At 43.8% G+C, this 17440-nt stretch carries 24 protein-coding genes and 1 tRNA gene; 21 read left to right on the top strand and 4 right to left on the bottom strand.

The genetic code is table 11. The features are described from left to right. Positions 1 to 35: 35 nt before the first annotated feature. The 4 genes from JMX48_RS09465 to gatC form a co-directional block, all read right to left on the bottom strand. Positions 36 to 112, bottom strand: a tRNA-Pro gene (locus JMX48_RS09465). A gap of 114 nt (positions 113 to 226) precedes the next feature. Next, the gene (gatB, locus tag JMX48_RS09460; RefSeq protein WP_201537005.1) at positions 227 to 1756 is read right to left on the bottom strand and encodes an Asp-tRNA(Asn)/Glu-tRNA(Gln) amidotransferase subunit GatB; all 1530 of its coding nucleotides are present in this window, start codon (positions 1754 to 1756) and stop codon (positions 227 to 229) included. After that, positions 1756 to 3252 carry an Asp-tRNA(Asn)/Glu-tRNA(Gln) amidotransferase subunit GatA gene (gene gatA, locus JMX48_RS09455; protein WP_201537003.1) on the bottom strand — a complete coding sequence of 499 codons (1497 nt, stop codon included), beginning with the start codon at positions 3250 to 3252 and terminating at the stop codon, positions 1756 to 1758. The genes gatB and gatA overlap by 1 nt, the downstream gene beginning before the upstream one ends. 70 nt (positions 3253 to 3322) lie before the next feature. After that, on the bottom strand, positions 3323 to 3637 hold the full coding sequence (gene gatC / locus JMX48_RS09450) for an Asp-tRNA(Asn)/Glu-tRNA(Gln) amidotransferase subunit GatC (RefSeq protein ID WP_201537001.1): 315 nt from the start codon (positions 3635 to 3637) through the stop codon (positions 3323 to 3325). A gap of 653 nt (positions 3638 to 4290) precedes the next feature. Here gatC and JMX48_RS09445 point away from each other — a divergent pair. The 21 genes from JMX48_RS09445 (at position 4291) to rpsH (ending at position 17355) form a co-directional block, all read left to right on the top strand. Next, the gene (locus JMX48_RS09445) at positions 4291 to 5319 is read left to right on the top strand and encodes a rod shape-determining protein (RefSeq protein WP_201536999.1); all 1029 of its coding nucleotides are present in this window, start codon (positions 4291 to 4293) and stop codon (positions 5317 to 5319) included. Between the two features lie 248 nt (positions 5320 to 5567). Next, positions 5568 to 6428, top strand: a complete 861-nt coding sequence (mreC, locus tag JMX48_RS09440) for a rod shape-determining protein MreC (RefSeq protein WP_201536996.1) — start codon at positions 5568 to 5570, stop codon at positions 6426 to 6428. Between the two features lie 129 nt (positions 6429 to 6557). After that, positions 6558 to 7043 carry a rod shape-determining protein MreD gene (gene mreD, locus JMX48_RS09435; RefSeq protein ID WP_201536994.1) on the top strand — a complete coding sequence of 162 codons (486 nt, stop codon included), beginning with the start codon at positions 6558 to 6560 and terminating at the stop codon, positions 7041 to 7043. 110 nt (positions 7044 to 7153) lie between these two features. Next, entirely contained in the window at positions 7154 to 7846 is a 693-nt protein-coding gene (locus JMX48_RS09430; protein ID WP_201536992.1) for a Maf family protein, read from the top strand. 289 nt (positions 7847 to 8135) lie between these two features. After that, a complete protein-coding gene (locus tag JMX48_RS09425) occupies positions 8136 to 9734 on the top strand; it encodes an Rne/Rng family ribonuclease (RefSeq protein WP_201536990.1) in 1599 nt (532 codons plus the stop codon). A gap of 408 nt (positions 9735 to 10142) precedes the next feature. Continuing rightward, positions 10143 to 10454 (top strand): 30S ribosomal protein S10, encoded by a 312-nt coding sequence (rpsJ, locus tag JMX48_RS09420; protein WP_010196670.1) that lies wholly within the window; start codon positions 10143 to 10145, stop codon positions 10452 to 10454. Between the two features lie 49 nt (positions 10455 to 10503). Then, positions 10504 to 11142, top strand: a complete 639-nt coding sequence (gene rplC, locus JMX48_RS09415; RefSeq protein WP_201536989.1) for a 50S ribosomal protein L3 — start codon at positions 10504 to 10506, stop codon at positions 11140 to 11142. Between the two features lie 14 nt (positions 11143 to 11156). After that, entirely contained in the window at positions 11157 to 11759 is a 603-nt protein-coding gene (gene rplD, locus JMX48_RS09410) for a 50S ribosomal protein L4 (RefSeq protein ID WP_201536988.1), read from the top strand. Then, complete coding sequence (rplW, locus tag JMX48_RS09405) at positions 11756 to 12106, top strand: 50S ribosomal protein L23 (protein WP_010196677.1); 351 nt, start codon at positions 11756 to 11758, stop codon at positions 12104 to 12106. The genes rplD and rplW overlap by 4 nt, the downstream gene beginning before the upstream one ends. A gap of 11 nt (positions 12107 to 12117) precedes the next feature. Further along, positions 12118 to 12945: a 50S ribosomal protein L2 gene (rplB, locus tag JMX48_RS09400; RefSeq protein ID WP_025652187.1), complete on the top strand. Its 828-nt coding sequence runs from the start codon at positions 12118 to 12120 to the stop codon at positions 12943 to 12945. Between the two features lie 12 nt (positions 12946 to 12957). Then, entirely contained in the window at positions 12958 to 13233 is a 276-nt protein-coding gene (rpsS, locus tag JMX48_RS09395; RefSeq protein ID WP_021813372.1) for a 30S ribosomal protein S19, read from the top strand. A gap of 10 nt (positions 13234 to 13243) precedes the next feature. After that, entirely contained in the window at positions 13244 to 13573 is a 330-nt protein-coding gene (gene rplV, locus JMX48_RS09390) for a 50S ribosomal protein L22 (protein WP_021813373.1), read from the top strand. 3 nt (positions 13574 to 13576) lie between these two features. Continuing rightward, positions 13577 to 14305: a 30S ribosomal protein S3 gene (gene rpsC, locus JMX48_RS09385; protein WP_062843939.1), complete on the top strand. Its 729-nt coding sequence runs from the start codon at positions 13577 to 13579 to the stop codon at positions 14303 to 14305. A gap of 3 nt (positions 14306 to 14308) precedes the next feature. Next, a complete protein-coding gene (gene rplP, locus JMX48_RS09380; RefSeq protein ID WP_010196693.1) occupies positions 14309 to 14722 on the top strand; it encodes a 50S ribosomal protein L16 in 414 nt (137 codons plus the stop codon). Then, the gene (gene rpmC / locus JMX48_RS09375) at positions 14722 to 14919 is read left to right on the top strand and encodes a 50S ribosomal protein L29 (protein ID WP_201536987.1); all 198 of its coding nucleotides are present in this window, start codon (positions 14722 to 14724) and stop codon (positions 14917 to 14919) included. Before rplP ends, rpmC begins: the two co-directional genes overlap by 1 nt. Next, entirely contained in the window at positions 14916 to 15191 is a 276-nt protein-coding gene (gene rpsQ, locus JMX48_RS09370; RefSeq protein ID WP_021813375.1) for a 30S ribosomal protein S17, read from the top strand. Before rpmC ends, rpsQ begins: the two co-directional genes overlap by 4 nt. Positions 15192 to 15374: 183 nt before the next feature. Then, positions 15375 to 15743 (top strand): 50S ribosomal protein L14, encoded by a 369-nt coding sequence (rplN, locus tag JMX48_RS09365; protein ID WP_010196702.1) that lies wholly within the window; start codon positions 15375 to 15377, stop codon positions 15741 to 15743. 8 nt (positions 15744 to 15751) lie between these two features. Next, positions 15752 to 16069 carry a 50S ribosomal protein L24 gene (rplX, locus tag JMX48_RS09360; protein ID WP_201536986.1) on the top strand — a complete coding sequence of 106 codons (318 nt, stop codon included), beginning with the start codon at positions 15752 to 15754 and terminating at the stop codon, positions 16067 to 16069. 21 nt (positions 16070 to 16090) lie between these two features. Beyond that, positions 16091 to 16627, top strand: coding sequence for a 50S ribosomal protein L5 (rplE, locus tag JMX48_RS09355; protein ID WP_011279797.1), 537 nt, complete (start codon positions 16091 to 16093; stop codon positions 16625 to 16627). A 12-nt stretch (positions 16628 to 16639) separates the two neighbouring features. Then, entirely contained in the window at positions 16640 to 16945 is a 306-nt protein-coding gene (gene rpsN, locus JMX48_RS09350; protein ID WP_010196705.1) for a 30S ribosomal protein S14, read from the top strand. 11 nt (positions 16946 to 16956) lie between these two features. Beyond that, entirely contained in the window at positions 16957 to 17355 is a 399-nt protein-coding gene (rpsH, locus tag JMX48_RS09345) for a 30S ribosomal protein S8 (RefSeq protein WP_201536985.1), read from the top strand. Positions 17356 to 17440 lie beyond the last annotated feature (85 nt).

Genomic DNA, 17440 nt, shown 5'->3' with positions numbered 1-17440 from the left:
ATACGGTCAATGACGGTATGCCCTAATATTGTGTTTGGTCGGAACGGCAGGATTTGAACCTGCGACCACTACACCCCCAGTGTAGTGCGCTACCAGACTGCGCTACGCCCCGAATGACTGACTATTTTACGCAAAATTATGTATATTGCAAGGGCTATTTATTTTAGCCAAAATCTATAAGCCCAATTTACGTATCACAGTCAGCATAATCAAACAATAATTACCCTTAACCCAATAGCTCTTTTAGGATTTGGTTTACTTGCTGCGGATTGGCGCTACCGCGACTGGCTTTCATGACTTGACCGACCAAACCATTGAATGCCTTTTCTTTGCCGCCGCGATACTCTTCGACCATCGCTTGATTTTTAGCGATAACGTCTTCCACGATGGCTTTAATCGCGCCTGTGTCTGTTTCTTGCTTGAGACCTTTTTCTTCAATGATTTTATCGGCTGCATCATCTGTATCGCCACCTTCGCGCTCATATAAGGCGCTAAATACTTTCTTAGCCAGTTTGCCAGATAAGGTATCGTCTTTAATGCGCGCTAGCATGCCAGCCAATTGCTTGGCGCTGATAGGGGAGTCGACGATATCTGTATCATCTTTATTTAGCGCGCCCAATAGATCGCCCATGACCCAGTTGCCAGCCATCTTGGCATCTTGCTGTCCCACTTCAGCGACCACATCTTCGAAATAATCGGCCAGCTGACGGCTTCCTGTTAAGATACGAGCATCGTATTCTGATAGACCGAGCGCTTCTTCAAAGCGTGCACGACGAGCAACTGGCAGCTCAGGCATCGCTGCTTTAATCTCGTCAACAGTGTGCTGCTCAATGCGCACAGGCAGCAGATCAGGATCAGGGAAGTAGCGATAGTCGTTAGCGTCTTCTTTGGTGCGCATGGTGCGAGTTTCATCGCGCTCTGGATCATACAGCATCGTTGCTTGGATGACTTTGCCGCCGTCCTCGATGATATCGATTTGACGCTCGATTTCACGATTGATCGCGCGTTCGATAAAGCGGAAAGAGTTCAAGTTCTTAAGCTCAGTACGAGTACCAAGCTCGTCGCCAGGCTGACGCACAGAGACGTTACAGTCACAGCGGAACGATCCTTCTGCCATGATCGCATCTGAGATACCAAGCCAAGTGACCAGCTGATGAATGGCTTTAATATAAGCAAGTGCTTCGTGGGCTGAGCGCATATCTGGTTCAGAGACGATCTCAATCAGCGGTGTACCAGCACGGTTCAAGTCGATACCTGTCATACCATCGATCGCGTCATGCACAGATTTACCAGCATCTTCTTCCAAATGGGCGCGGGTGATACCCATACGTTTTGGATATTCGTTCTTTTCGCCTTCATTGACCACCACGTCAATATAACCTTTACCAACGATAGGATTGGCCATTTGGGTGATTTGATAGCCTTTCGGTAAGTCGGGATAAAAGTAGTTTTTGCGGTCAAACGTATTGTATAAACCCAGTTCAGCGTTGACACCAATACCGAATTTTAGAGCACGATCGACCACGCCACTATTAAGCACTGGCAAAACGCCCGGTAAACCCAAGTCGACGAGGCTGGCTTGGCTGTTTGGCTCATGACCAAAATCTGTCGGCGAGCTTGAAAATATTTTACTTTCCGTATTGAGCTGGCAGTGAATCTCGATACCGATGACCACTTCATAGCCATCGACGAACAGCTCTTTACGAACGGCCTCTTTACGGACGATATTGTTATCAGTAGTAGTTGCTGTGTTCATTATACCGTCTCCTTCGCGATGGCAGAGTGTTGTAAATGGTGATCGGTGTGTTGCTGAAATAGATGCGCGGTAGACAGCAGCTTACTTTCTTGCCAATACTGACCAATCAATTGTAAGCCAATAGGCAAGCCTTCTAACGTCAAGCCAACTGGCTGACTAAGCGCAGGTAAACCAGCCAAGTTGACACCGATAGTATAGACATCACCCAAATACATCGTGGCAGGGTCGAGATTGTCACTCAGTTTATAGGCACTGGTTGGTGCAGTTGGACAGGCGATGACATCACAGTTGGCAAAGGCATCTTCGAAATCTTTGACGATTAAGCGGCGTACTTTTTGTGCTTTGGTATAATAAGCGTCAAAGTAACCCGCCGATAGCGCATAAGTTCCGGTCAAGATACGGCGCTGTACCTCAGGACCAAAACCTTCAGAGCGTGAGCGTGTATACAGATCAGTTAAGTCTTTTGGGTCTTCACAGCGATAACCAAAGCGGACCCCATCGAAGCGCGATAAGTTAGAAGAAGCTTCTGCTGGTGCTAGCATATAATAGGTAGACAGAGTGATATCAGGATCAGTGATGTTCACCTCCACAATGGTAGCACCCAGCTCTTCATACTTTTTGAGGGCGGCACGTACAGCTTGCTCGACTTCGGCATCTAAACCTTTACTAAAATATTCTTTTGCAACGCCTATACGCAGTCCAGCAAATGGCATGTCGCCAGCAGCTGCTTCTGCATCGTCAATATCTTGTATATAGTCAGGAATGTCATGTTTAATGGAGGTACCATCGAGTGGGTCATGGCCGATCATTGGTTGTAGTAGATACGCACAGTCTTTGGCACTGCGTCCCATGCTACCCGCTTGATCTAGGCTTGATGCGTAAGCAATCATACCAAAGCGTGATACACGGCCATAAGTTGGTTTGATACCTGTTAGACCGCAAAATGAGGCAGGCTGACGAATAGAGCCACCTGTATCGCTACCTGTTGCGACAGGAATGAAGCCTGCTGCAACTGCCGCTGCGCTACCACCTGATGAACCACCAGGGACACGTTCTAGGTTCCAAGGATTTTGTACGGTGCCATAGTAAGAGCTGCTATTGTCCGAGCCCATCGCAAACTCATCCATATTTAGCTTACCTAAGCTAATCATTCCAGCGTTGTCGATATTAGACACGATAGTAGCGTTATAAGGTGAGACAAAGTTATGCAGCATTTTGGAGCCACAAGTCGTCAGCACGCCTTGAGTACAAAAAATATCTTTATGAGCCATTGGCACGCCTAATAACAGACGATTATCACCTTGTGCACGCATCCCATCTGCCGCTTTTGCTTGTGCGAGTGCTGTCTCAGAGGTATGAGTGATAAAGCTATTAATCTTGCTGTCTAGCGCGTTAATGCGCTTGATGTAGTGTTCAGTCAGCTCAAGGCTGCTAAATTGTTTTTCTTGCAAACCAGTAATAAGCTGGTGAGTACTTAATAAGTGAAGTTCAGACATAAAGTGTCGTCCGTCAAAGTGTTAATAACATAAATGAAATGAGATAAAAGCAAAATATAGAGATAGCACTCTATTCGAGCACTTGTGGTACCAGATATAGGCCGTCTTCAACAGCAGGCGCGACCGACTGATTGCGATCGCGGTCGATATCATGGTTGGCGACGTCAGCCCGCAAGTCTTGGCAAGCTTCATGAATATTGGCTAAAGGTTTGATGTCAGTCGTATCAACGTTGCCAAGTGTGTGCATCATCTTTAATATTTTACTGATGTCGTCGGCATAGCTGTTGGCAGTACTCTCATCGACACCTAAACGGGCAAGGGTAGCAATTTCTAAGATTTCTTCACGGCTGACGTTGCTGTCAGACGTTGATGGTTGCTGTGACATAGTTTCTCCAGTGAAGGACAGTTTTTGTTAGATATAAGTAGTAGATGACCATTTGGTAGATGGCCATTAAGGCAATTAAATACTAAAGTCAGCAAATATAGGCGTTAAAATAGATTAGTACTAAAATCAAGTTTGTGTAAAGTGGGCTTATTATAAAGCATCTGACCCAAGTTTACAGAGCATGACGTTTGATTATTGATGCACAATATCAACCAAGATAGTGGTATCTGCAAAATTGATCATATAATTCACGATTGAACCGCAATTGCTTTCCTATTACGTTCTGAAATACGTTACAGTATGCACCTGCTGTAAAGAAAAATGATCATTTGCCTGTAGAACTTTGTTAGTTATTGAATTAAATGATGTTTCATTAAGTCGAATGGTTGCTTCTGCTATTCAAACTTTGTAACAATTTTTAGCGTTTAAGATTAAATTCCTGACTACTTAATGCAAATATGGGTGTATTTTTCGAGCCAAATCGGTATAATTTAGCCCTGTTTTATCATTTCATTATTATTGCTTAGGTTTGACTTATTGTGGTGTTTAACTGTCACTACAAATAATGTCTATCGACGACCTGCTCAACACTGACGAGTAACCCCTCAGTCAATCTCATTCGCCTCATTCGTAAGACGCTGGATATATTAGCCATGAACCTGTTTGGATTTTTATCAAATAATATCGCTATCGACCTCGGTACTGCTAACACGCTTATTTTTATTCCTGGTAAAGGCGTCGTACTTGACGAGCCTACGGTGGTTGCATTACGAAGTAATCGTACTCAAAACCCTACCGTTGCTGCTGTTGGTATCGATGCAAAGCAAATGCTTGGTCGTACCCCTTCCAATATTACGGCGATTCGCCCACTAAAAGATGGCGTGATTGCTGATTTTGAAGTGACTCAAAAAATGCTGAAGCATTTTATTGGCAAGGTAAAAGCCAAACGTTTTATGGCGCAGCCTAACGTAGTGGTGTGTGTACCTTGCAAGTCTACTCTGGTTGAGCGTAAAGCGATTCGCGAGGCAGTATCATCAGCAGGTGCGAGTAAAGTATTATTGCTAGAGGAGCCAATGGCGGCGGCAATTGGGGCTGGCATGCCCGTTCATGAAGCCAGTGGTTCTATGGTGGTTGATATCGGTGGTGGTACGACTGAGATTGCGGTTATCGCGCTATCTGGTTGCGTCTATGCCGAGTCGATTCGTATTGGTGGCGATATGTTTGATGAAGCCATTATTACGCATGTACGCCGTACGCATGGTTGCATTATTGGTGAGACAACTGCCGAGCGTATCAAAAAAGAGGTGGGCTCTGCATTAAATGAAGACAGCCAACTAGAAGTAGAAGTTCGTGGTCGTAGTATGGCAGAAGGCGTGCCAAAAACCTTTACGGTAAAATCAGAAGAAGTACAAAAAGCACTGAGCGACCCATTGAGTGGTATCATTAGTGCCGTAAAAGCCGCACTTGAGCAGACACCACCAGAACTATCATCAGATATCGCTGAACGCGGTATCGTATTGACTGGCGGCGGCGCTTTATTACGTGACTTAGATAAATTAATTTCAAGAGAGACAGGTCTGCCTGTGACCGTTGCCGAAGATCCACTGACTTGTGTCAGCCGTGGTGGTGGTATTGCGCTTGATTTTATTAATAACAAAAGCTTGAATATGATTTTTGTTTAGATCGTTGTAATGGGCGTAAAGCACTGGGTCAAAAACGCATAAAATTAAAGGTAGCCAGTTGCGCTGCCTTTAATTGCATTAGTAAGTGCCAGAACCCAGTATTGTTAATAAATAGGCCTTAATAAACAAGCACTATTGCTATCGAATATAAGTCAGTTTCGTTAAAAATTAACGTTGATACAAGACTGATATTCGTGATACCCAGTACTGGTTACTGATTATTCTATAATCTCTGAATTAGACGACTTATGACTCCAAGTATTTTTGCGCGCCAGCCGTTATCACTTCGTAAGACTGCTATTGTATTGATAGCCGCTTTGATACTGATGTGGTTCGATAGCAAAAACTCAGAATGGTTCAAGCCAATACGCAATACCAGTCATGCCGCTATGCAGCCTATCTATGAGCTGTCATTATTACCGAGCTATGCCAAGCATTGGACGAGTGGTAGCTTGCAGTCTAAAGAAGCCTTACGCCGCGAAAATATGCAGCTAAAATCACAACTGATACACGCACAAGCCAAGCTCCAGCAGCAAGATTATATTTTGGCACAAAACGCACGTCTGCAAGGTATTTTGTCCACCACCAAGCCTGAGCAGTTTGAGCTTAATCTAGCGCAAGTCATTGGAACCGATGCCAATTTGCTCAGACAAATTGTGGTGCTCAATAAAGGGGTGCAAGATGGGGTGCAAGTTGGACAAACGGTCATTGATGAAAACGGCATATTGGGTCAAATCATTAATGTATATCCCAATACCAGTCGTTTACTACTGATTACCGATGAACAGCAATCGGTTGCCGTCACGATCAAACGTACAGGTCAGCGCGCCATCGTGACAGGAAAAGGTATCCCAACCGCGTTAAGTCTCGATTATGTCTTTAAAACCTCAGACGTGCGCGTGGGTGATGAGCTGGTTTCATCAGGATTGGGTGGCCGTATTCCAGCTGGCTATCGTGTCGGCCGTGTCGCTCATATTCAAGATGCACAAGCTGCTAACTTTAGAAGCATTGATGTGACGCCAACCGCGAACTTTATCGATAACGCTTATGTGTTAGTGCTTCAAGATAAGCTGGTCAATGACAACGATATGACTGCCAATGCGCGCTGATCAGATACTAGCTTGCTCATACTCACCAAACAGCATGTTTATCAATGTCTTTTTAGCTACAGCGTTTAGCTTATTCATGGTCAATCACGCTTTAACAGCAATCGCTAACACTCGCTAAGGTAAGTACTCATGTCGTATCCTGATTCTGAGAATGCAACAGTACTTTTGATTGCGACTATCATTTTAAGCTTCGTCGCAGCTTCATCACTTAATATTTATCCATTAAGTCCTAGTATGGCCACCTTGCGCCCTATGGTCATGATCATGGTGCTCATTTTTTGGTTATTATTTCAGCCACGTTATGTTGGTATCTTTACCGCATTTACCATTGGTCTTATTGCTGATCTACTAATGGATACCCACTTAGGACAACAAGCGTTTGCTGCTGTGGTCGTCGCACTTGTGATCAAAATTACCAGTATCTATATCAGACAGTTAGACAATATCAGTGCGTGGCTAGTAGCAAGTTTAGGATTGATCGTTTTCCAATTGACCTTATGGATATTACAGGTGTTTATCCAAAATGTCTTTATCGCGCAATCTGCTTTGTCATTATTGATGAGTATCATAAGCTGGCCATTGGTGTTATTGGCTTTGAAAAAATTTGTTCGTTAGTAGCTGATACCTTTATGACAATGACTGTTATCAATGATCTATTCTGATTTGCTAATTGATAAAACCTTCAAAATAAAAAATACATAAATTCATATATTAAGAGAATAGCGATGGATATCATTTTAGCATCTGGTTCGCCGCGTCGTCGTGAGCTACTAGAAAGAGCGCAACTGGATTTTAGTCTTTTAAGCGTGGATATCGATGAAACTCAATATGATAACGAGTTGCCAAAAGACTATATTGAGCGCATGGTCGCCACCAAAGCTGACGCTGCGATACAACAGTTAAATGACAGCATCGCAACGAACAAAGATGAATTTGCTGAGCAGCTTCTTATTTTAACCTCTGATACTATTGGCGTACTAGCAGATGGTCAGACGGTACTCGTAAAACCAACCGACCGCGAGCACGCTTATAGCATGTGGCAGCAAATGTCGGATAATGTCCACGAAGTATGGACGGCAGTTCAAGCGTCTCAGGTTTCGCTACTTCCTAAAGATACTAATACAGCAAACCATAAACACATGTTTCAGGTTGTCAATCAACAAAAAATAACTGAACGCACAGAAGTGAGTTTTATCCCGCTAACGGCAGAGATGATGAGCGAATACTGGGACAGTAGTGAGCCTGCTGATAAAGCAGGTGGTTATGGGATTCAAGGCTTGGGGGCGGCATGGGTCAGTCGTATCAATGGCAGCTATACCAACGTCGTTGGCTTGCCGTTGGCACAGACACTAGCATTAATTAAAGAGATGAGAGAGATGGGCGCAGAGCCTATCAATTCGCCAAAAATTGATGGCTAGGGCGTGTACTCAATCTGAAAATGGTGATAAAAATGAGATAAATGGCAGCCAAACAAGGAAAATAGTGCAGATAATATCAAGATATTGACTAGCTATTTGACGACGTTTGGCAAGATTTAGCTATTTTTAGCCCATTTAGTCGCTTTTGTTCAGATTGAGGACACGCCCTAACCTTCTGCACATAATGACACGGTAGGATAATGGGCAAGAGCAGGGCGCATTTGTTACACTGTAAAACTAATAGGTGATTAAAACCTAACAAAGAAGCTAAAAGCTAAGAGAAAGTATTATGTCCGAAGAGCTGCTGATTAATATTAGTCCCATGGAATCCCGTGTCGCAGTCTTAGACAACGGTATCTTGGGCGAAATCTATATTGAGCGTCATCATAAACTGGGTTTGGTCGGTAATATCTACCTAGGTACTGTCGTGCGCGTCTTACCGGGCATGCAGGCAGCATTTGTCGATATCGGTCAATCGCGAACCGCATTTCTACATGTGAATGACATGCAGCGAGAGCCTCGTCCAATCGCAGAGAACAAAAACAAAAATACTGCAGAAACTAAAAAAGAGACAAATGCGGCCACGATAGAGCAATCTACTGATCGCTTATCAGTGAGCCCACCAGTCATCAAGACGCAAAGCAATGAGGTCATACCTGTCTCTAAGACACTGATTCAGCACCGTTTACACGAAAGCCAACGTATTTTAGTACAAGTGACCAAAGATCAATTGGGTAGTAAAGGCGCTCGTTTGACAACCAACATCTCGCTACCATCACGCTATTTGGTTTATTTGCCATCAAGCGAGCATATTGGTATCTCGCAGCGTATTGACGGTGAAGAAGAGCGTACTCGTTTAAAAACTGAGCTGAGTAGTTTGATGCAAACGGTCAATCTAAAAGGTGGCCTGATTGCTCGTACTGCTGCTGAGCGCGTACCTGTCGATAAGTTGGAAGAAGATATTTACTATCTATTGCAACTTTGGCGTACTATTTGTGCTCGTCGCCAAGAAATGAACCATCATCAAAGCTCAGAGCTCATTTATCAAGAACTGTCACTACCATTACGCTCTATTCGTGATTTGGTACATGCAGATACCGAAAAAGTCGTCATCGACAATATCCAAATCTATGAACAAATAAGATATTTTGCCAAAGAGTTTGTGCCTTTTGTGTATGATCGTATTGTGCATTACACCGCAGAGCAATCACTGTTTGATGTGTACCGTGTTGAAGATGACTTACGTGATGCGCTAAAACGCCGTGTTGATCTAAAGTCTGGTGGTTACCTGATTATTGACCAAACTGAGGCGATGACCACTATCGATGTCAATACAGGCTCTTTTGTTGGAGGACGTTCATTAGAAGACACCGTTTATAAAACCAACTTAGAAGCCACGCATGCCATCGCTCGTCAGCTGCGCCTGCGTAACCTAGGTGGTATTATCATCCTAGACTTTATCGATATGCTTGAACAACAGCACAAAGACGATGTGCTTGAGAGTTTACAGTCGCAGCTCACCCAAGACTATGCGAAAACTAAAATTACGCAAGTAAGTGAGCTTGGTTTAGTAGAGATGACACGTAAACGCACTCGCGAATCATTAGGGCAGCAGCTTTGTGAGCCTTGTTCAACTTGTCAAGGTCGCGGCTTTGTAAAAACAGCGGAAACCGTTTGCTTTGAGATATTTCGTGAAATCATGCGCTGTGCCCGTACCTATAATTCCCCTAAAAAGTTCACCGTCGTTGCCCATGCTGCCGTTATTGATTTATTATTGACGTCAGAGTCGGATACCGTGGCAGACCTAGAGTACTTATTAGGTAGGGTGATTACTTTTGATGTCGAAAATTTATATACCCAAGAGCAATATGATATTGTTTTAGACTGATATTTTGCACCTTGTTAATGAGTCTAAAGATAGATATTGTGAGTAAATAGAGTAATATACGAAGGTTAGTATCTTAAAGCACTGTTATATTGCTCTTGCAATCCACAAAATACTATGTATAATATACACCACTGAATTATATATGCGCAGCCGACTAAAAAAGCTGGCGCTATTACAGCTAGAGCATCGTTTCTAGCACTATTTCATTATGCCTTTGCTGCTTTCCAATATATAGGAGGGTCGGCGGGGCTTTAAACTATTTTACTTTTGGCACGCTATAAGTTCGGATAAAGAACTCATTCTGGTTAAGAACAGAAGGCCGCTTTAAGTGAATATTTAACCAAACTGCTTTTGATCATATCTTTGCAATGCAAGAATGACGAAAGCACATATTAGGAGCTTGCTGGCATGGCTAACCAGAGAATCCGTATCCGTCTTAAGTCTTTTGATCATCGTCTGATTGATCAATCTGCACAAGAGATTGTTGATACTGCAAAGCGCACCGGTGCGCAAGTTTGTGGTCCTGTACCGTTGCCGACTCGCATTGAGCGCTTCAACGTTCTAACTTCACCACACGTTAACAAAGACGCTCGTGACCAGTACGAAATTCGTACTCATAAGCGTATGGTTGATATCGTTCAGCCTACTGACAAAACTGTGGATGCGCTAATGAAACTAGATTTAGCGGCGGGTGTCGACGTCCAAATTGCTTTGGGCTAATGCACATTACACACCCAACCCATTAATATAAGATATAAAGAGGTCTAAAATGGCGATCGGTTTAGTCGGTAAGAAATGCGGCATGACCCGTGTCTTCACTGAAACAGGCGCATCTATCCCTGTAACAGTGGTTGAGATTGATGCAAACCGCATTACTCAAGTAAAAAATACTGATGTAGATGGCTACCAAGCTATCCAAATTACCACAGGTACCCGTCGTGACAGCCGCGTAACAGCTGCACAAAAAGGTCACTTCGCTAAAGCTGGCGTTAAAGCTGGCCGTGGTGTTTGGGAATTTCGTGCCAACGAAAGCGATCTTGAAGGTCGTGAGATTGGTGGTGAAATTCTAGCTGACTTGTTCGAACAAGGTCAGATGGTTGATGTTACAGGCCAAAGCAAAGGTAAAGGCTTCCAAGGTCCTGTAAAGCGTCACAACTTTAGCATGCAAGATGCTACTCATGGTAACTCAGTGTCTCATCGTGCGCATGGTTCAACTGGTCAAAACCAGTCACCAGGTAAAGTATTCAAAGGCAAAAAGATGGCGGGCCAGATGGGTAACAAACGTGTTACTGTTCAAGGCCTAGAAGTGATTTCGGTTGATGCCGAAAAAGGGTTACTTGTCATCAAGGGTGCTATCCCAGGTGCCACCGGTGGCGATGTTATCGTACGTCCGTCAGTCAAAGCCTAAGCAAGGGGATTAACGTGGATTTAAAAACAGTTACAGGTGCGGCGGTTGAGCTTTCTGATACGGCATTTGGTCGTGAATTCAACGAAGCACTAGTGCATCAAGTCGTCACCGCTTATTTAGCTGGTGCTCGCCAAGGTACACGCGCACAAAAAACCCGTGCCGAAGTTTCTGGCGGTGGTATCAAGCCATGGCGTCAAAAAGGTACTGGTCGCGCTCGTGCGGGCTCTATTCGTAGCCCAATCTGGCGTGGGGGCGGACGCACATTTGCGGCCAAACCACAAGATTGGTCACAGAAAGTAAACCGTAAAATGTATCGCGGTGCGATGCAGTGTATCCTAGCCGAATTGATTCGCCAAGAGCGTCTGATTTTGGTGGAAGAGTTGAGCGTTTCTGGGCCGAAAACTAAAGAACTGATTGCAAAGCTAAATGAGCTTAATGCACCACGTGCATTAATCGTCACTAAAGAAGTTGACGAAAACTTATACTTAGCCGCTCGCAACATTCCACACGTCAATGTACTTGGTACAAACGAAGTGGATCCAGTGAGCTTGATCGCTTATGATAAAGTGATCATGTCAGTTGAAGCTGCGAAACAATTTGAGGAAGCACTAGCATGAACAACGCAAGACTTTATCAGATCCTAAGAGGACCTGTGTTCTCAGAGAAATCTCAAATGCTTGGCGACTCACTTGGTGTGCAAGTATTTAAAATTGACTCTAACGCTACTAAGCTCGAAGTCAAAAAAGCAGTTGAGATGATGTTCGAAGGTGTTGAAGTTCTAAAAGTAAACACTTTGAATGTTAAAGGTAAGACAAAGCGTTTTGGTAAAAGCATCGGCCGTCGTAATGACTACAAAAAAGCCTATGTTACCTTAAAAGCTGGTCAAGATGTACAAATGGCTGATGCTGGTGAAGAGGTCGCGAATACGACTGCTTCTACTAGTGAAACAGCGAATAACGAATAAGGATTACACTCATGCCTATCGTAAGAGCAAAGCCAACATCACCAGGCCGTCGTTTTGTTGAAAAAGTGGTGCATCCACACCTTTACAAAGGTCGTCCTTATGCAGCGCTTCTAGAATCAAAAAGTAAGTCAGGTGGTCGTAACAATAATGGTCGTATCACTACTCGTCACATTGGCGGTGGTCATAAGCAACATTATCGTATTATCGACTTCAAACGTACTAAAGACAATATCCCAGCAACGGTAGAGCGTATTGAATACGATCCTAACCGTACTGCTCATATTGCATTACTTAAGTATGCTGATGGCGAACGTCGTTACATCATCGCTGCTAAAAAACAAGCAGTTGGCGATACAGTAATGTCGGGCGAGACATCTCCAATTCGTCCAGGTAACTGCTTACCGCTAAAAAACATCCCATTGGGTACTGTGATTCACAATATCGAGCTTAAAATCGGTAAAGGTGCACAGATGGCTCGTTCTGCGGGTGCTAGCGTTCAGTTACTAGGTCGTGACGGTATTTATGCTATTCTACGTATGCGCTCTGGCGAAACACGCCGTGTACACGTGAATTGTCGTGCTGTTATTGGTGAAGTTTCTAATACTGAAAACAACTTGAAATCACTTGGTAAAGCTGGTGCTTCACGTTGGCGTGGTATTCGTCCTTCAGTTCGTGGTGTCGCTATGAACCCGGTTGATCACCCACACGGTGGTGGTGAAGGTCGTAATAAAGGTCGCCATCCAACCAGCCCTTGGGGTCAGAAGTCTAAAGGACTTAAAACGCGTCACAATAAGCGTACTGACAACATGATCATCCGCCGCCGCGCCAAGAAGAAATAAAGGAAGAATTTCATGCCTCGTTCATTGAAAAAAGGTCCATTCATAGACGCGCACTTATTTGCTAAAGTTGAGAATGCATTAGACACCAACTCACGCAAGCCAATTAAGACTTGGTCGCGCCGCTCGATGATTCTGCCACAAATGGTTGGCCTAACCTTATCTGTTCACAATGGCCGTACTCATGTACCGGTTATCGTGAGCGAGCAGATGGTTGGTCATAAACTAGGTGAATTTGCCCCGACTCGTACGTATCGTGGTCATGGCATTGACAGAAAAGCTAAGAAATAAGGTGCTTACCATGGAAGTAACTGCAAAATTACGCGGTGCCGCCATTTCGGCACAAAAAGTTAGACTCGTTGCTGATGAAGTTCGTGGCAAATCTATCGAGCGTGCTTTGGATATCCTAACGTATAGTAATAAAAAAGGCGCTGTGTTTGTTAAGAAATGTCTTAACTCAGCCATCGCCAATGCCGAACATAATCACGGCTTAGATATTGATGACCTAAAAGTCGCTACTATCTATGTTGATGAAGGCATTACGCTAAAACGTATCCTACCACGTGCTAAAGGTCGCGCTGATCGTATCAGCAAGCGTACTTGTCACATCACTATAAAGGTAGGAGAATAAGTTATGGGTCAAAAAGTACATCCAATCGGAATTCGTCTTGGTGTTGTAAAAAAGCATAATGCAAATTGGTATGCTAACCCTAAACAATACTCAGAATACCTCATCAATGACATTCAAGTTCGTGAGTATCTACGCAAAAAGCTAGATAATGCTATGATTAGCAATATCATGATTGAGCGTCCTACTGGTGCTGCTAAAATTACCATCGCCACTGCGCGTCCTGGTATTGTTATCGGTAAGAAAGGCGAAGATATCGAAAGACTTCAAAAAGAACTGACCAAAATTATGGGCGTACCTGCTCAGGTCAACATTGAAGAAATCACTTCACCTGATCTTGATGCACGTTTGGTAGCAGACGGTATCGCAAGCCAGCTTGAGCGTCGCGTTATGTTCCGTCGTGCGATGAAGCGCGCGGTACAGAACAGCATGCGTTCTGGTGCTAAAGGTATTAAAGTTGAGTTGTCTGGCCGTCTTGGCGGTGCTGAGATTGCTCGTAGTGAATGGTATCGTGAAGGTCGTGTACCATTACATACACTCCGCGCTGATATTGACTATTCGTCAGTACGCGCAGAGACAACTTACGGCACTATCGGTGTAAAAGTTTGGATTTTCCGTGGCGAAATCCTTGACGGTATGAACAGTGTTTATAACCCCGTCAACGAAGAGAAGCCTCGTGCGCCAAAACGCCGTGGTCGTGGAAACGGAAACCGTCGAAACTCAGACAGAGGTTAAACTATGTTACAGCCAAAACGTACCAAGTTTCGTAAAATGCATAAAGGTCGTAACACTGGGCTAGCTCATCGTGGAAGCACCGTTGCATTCGGACAAATTGGTCTAAAATCGTTGACTCGTGGTCGTATGACTGCCCGTCAAATTGAAGCAGCACGTCGTACCATCACTCGTAAAATTAAGCGTGGTGGTAAGATTTGGATTCGTGTATTCCCAGACAAGCCTATTACTAACAAGCCATTAGAAGTACGTATGGGTAAAGGTAAAGGTCCTGTTGAATATTGGGTATGCGAAATCAAACCTGGTAAAGTGCTATATGAAATTGAAGGGGTACCAGAAGAGCTTGCACGTGAAGCTTTCACGCTTGCTGCAGCAAAACTGCCCTTTAAAACTACCATTGTTAAGCGGACGATAATGTAATGAAGATCAGTGAATTACGTGATAAATCATTAGAAGAACTGACCCAGTTACTTGATGAAAAGCAACTTGATGCTTTCCGTATTCGTATGGCTAAAGCAACTGGTCAGTTGGGTAATACCCATGAAGTCAGAGGCAATCGTCGTGCGATTGCTCAGATTCAGACTTTGATTAACGAGAAACAACGAGGCGACTCATGAGCGATAACAATCAAACAGCTACCAATGCTAGCGTATTGACAGGACGAGTTGTCAGCGACAAGATGGATAAGTCCATCACAGTTTTGATTGAGCGTCTGGTTCGTCATCCTTTGTATGGCAAACAGCTTCGTCGTTCTACAAAAATCAAAGCCCATGATGAGAATAATGTTTGCCAACAAGGCGATCTTGTCCGCATCAAAGAAACGCGTCCAATCTCAAAAACCAAGTCTTGGACTTTGGTTGATGTGGTTGAAAAAGTAGAAAAAATCTAAGTAAATTGCATTAAAAGCCAGAAGCTGTTAAAATAGCCGCCTTTTTAAGGATGCTGATTGCGCCGAGCGTATATCACTTACATTAAGAGTAAGCAGCGGTTTATTAATATTAAAATGCCGACTACTCATACTGTGCTAGCGGCAGCAACTGGTTTTTATTGCTCATACGTGTGGAGTAACGCTATGATTCAGGTTGAGTCAATGCTGGAAGTTGCAGACAATAGCGGTGCAAGGCGAGTTCAGTGCATTAAAGTACTGGGTGGCTCTCATCGTCGTTATGCATCAGTTGGCGACATTATTAAAGTAACGGTTAAAGAAGCCATTCCGCGTGGTCGTGTTAAAAAAGGCGACGTGATGAATGCAGTAGTTGTACGTACCAAAAAAGGCGTTCGTCGTCCTGATGGTTCTGTGTTACGTTTTGATGACAATGCTGCGGTATTGTTGAATCAAAACAAAGCGCCGATTGCAACTCGTATTTTTGGACCGGTAACTCGTGAACTACGTGGTGATCAGTTTATGAAAATTGTATCACTAGCACCAGAAGTATTGTGAGGTAATCCATGTCAAAATTACGTAAAGGCGATACAGTTATCGTGATTGCTGGGAAAGACAAAGGCAAGCAAGGTACTGTACAAGCTGTAAAAAACGATCGTATTAAAGTTGAAGGCATTAATATTGTCACTAAACATCAGAAGCCAAATCAGGCAACTGGCGTTGAAGGCGGTATTCTTAAGCAAGAAGCTTTTCTGCATATCTCAAATGTCGCAATATTAAATGCGCAAACCCAAAAAGCAGACCGTATTACTTATCAGTTTGGCGAAGACGGCAACAAACAACGCGTCTATCGTTCAAGCGGTGAAGTAGTGGCGACTGCGTAAGACACTAAGGGTGTAATGGTAATGGCAAGATTAAAATCTTTATATAACGAAGAACTAAAGCAGCAAATCAAAGAAGAGCTTGGTTTGGCAAATGTGATGCAAGTGCCTAAAATCACTAAAATCACACTTAATATGGGTGTTGGCGGCGCGTCTCAAGACAAGAAATTGCTTGAAGGTGCTGTAGCTGATATGACCGCGATTGCTGGTCAAAAGCCTGTTGTCACCAAAGCGCGTAAATCAGTTGCTGGCTTTAAGATTCGTGAAGAATGGCCAATTGGCTGTAAAGTAACGCTACGCGGTGAGCAAATGTACGAATTTTTAGATCGTCTCGTTGCCATTGCAATTCCTCGTATTCGTGATTTCCGCGGTTTTTCACCTAAAGCCTTTGACGGACGTGGTAACTACTCATTGGGTATCAAAGAACAAATCGTATTCCCAGAAGTAGATTTTGACAAGATTGATCGTATTCGCGGTATGGATGTGACAATCACCACGTCAGCTCAATCTGATGAAGAAGGTCGTGCGTTGCTTAAAGCATTCGGCTTCCCATTTAAATAAGGTAAAGACGTTATGGCAAAGAAGAGCATGATTAACCGCGAATTAAAGCGCGAAAAAATGGTTGCTAAATATGCTGAAAAGCGTATCAAGCTAAAAGAAACTATCAGTGATATGACTGCAAGTGACGAAACTCGTATGGAAGCAATGTTAGAGCTACAAGCTCTTCCACGTAATTCATCACCAGTACGTCTGCGCAATCGTTGTGCTATCACCGGTCGTCCTCATGGTTACTTCCGCAAGTTTGGCTTATCACGCAATATGCTGCGTGAGCGTGTCATGCAAGGCGATGTGCCTGGTGTTCGTAAAGCAAGCTGGTAAGGAGTAACTATATGAGTATGCAAGATACCGTTGGGGATATGCTAACCCGTATTCGTAACGCACAAATGGCTAACAAAGTATCGGTAGCAATGCCGAGCTCTAAATTACGTAAATCAATTGCTGATTTACTGGTTAGCGAAGGTTATGTAGCGAGCGCTGTTGTTACTGCAGAAGATAACAACAAAGCAACCCTATCTATCAAATTAAAATACTTCGAAGGCAAAGCTGTCATCGAAACTATTCAACGTTTTAGCCGTCCTGGTTTACGCCAGCATCGCGGTAAAGACGCTATCCCTACTGTTAAGCAAGGTATGGGTGTTGCTATCGTATCAACTAGCCAAGGTATCATGAGTGATCGTGCTGCACGTGCTGCTGGTATCGGTGGTGAAATCGTTGCATTCGTTGCCTAATTAGCATATATGCTATTGGTAATGAGACGATAAAGTCTATTTGAACCCCTTAAAGCTTTTCTGAATTTATAATAATTCATGATAA

Origin of the sequence: Psychrobacter immobilis (assembly GCF_904846225.1) — a bacterium.
In the GTDB taxonomy this organism is placed as follows: domain Bacteria; phylum Pseudomonadota; class Gammaproteobacteria; order Pseudomonadales; family Moraxellaceae; genus Psychrobacter; species Psychrobacter immobilis_F.
This window is presented reverse-complemented; position numbering and strand designations above follow the sequence as displayed.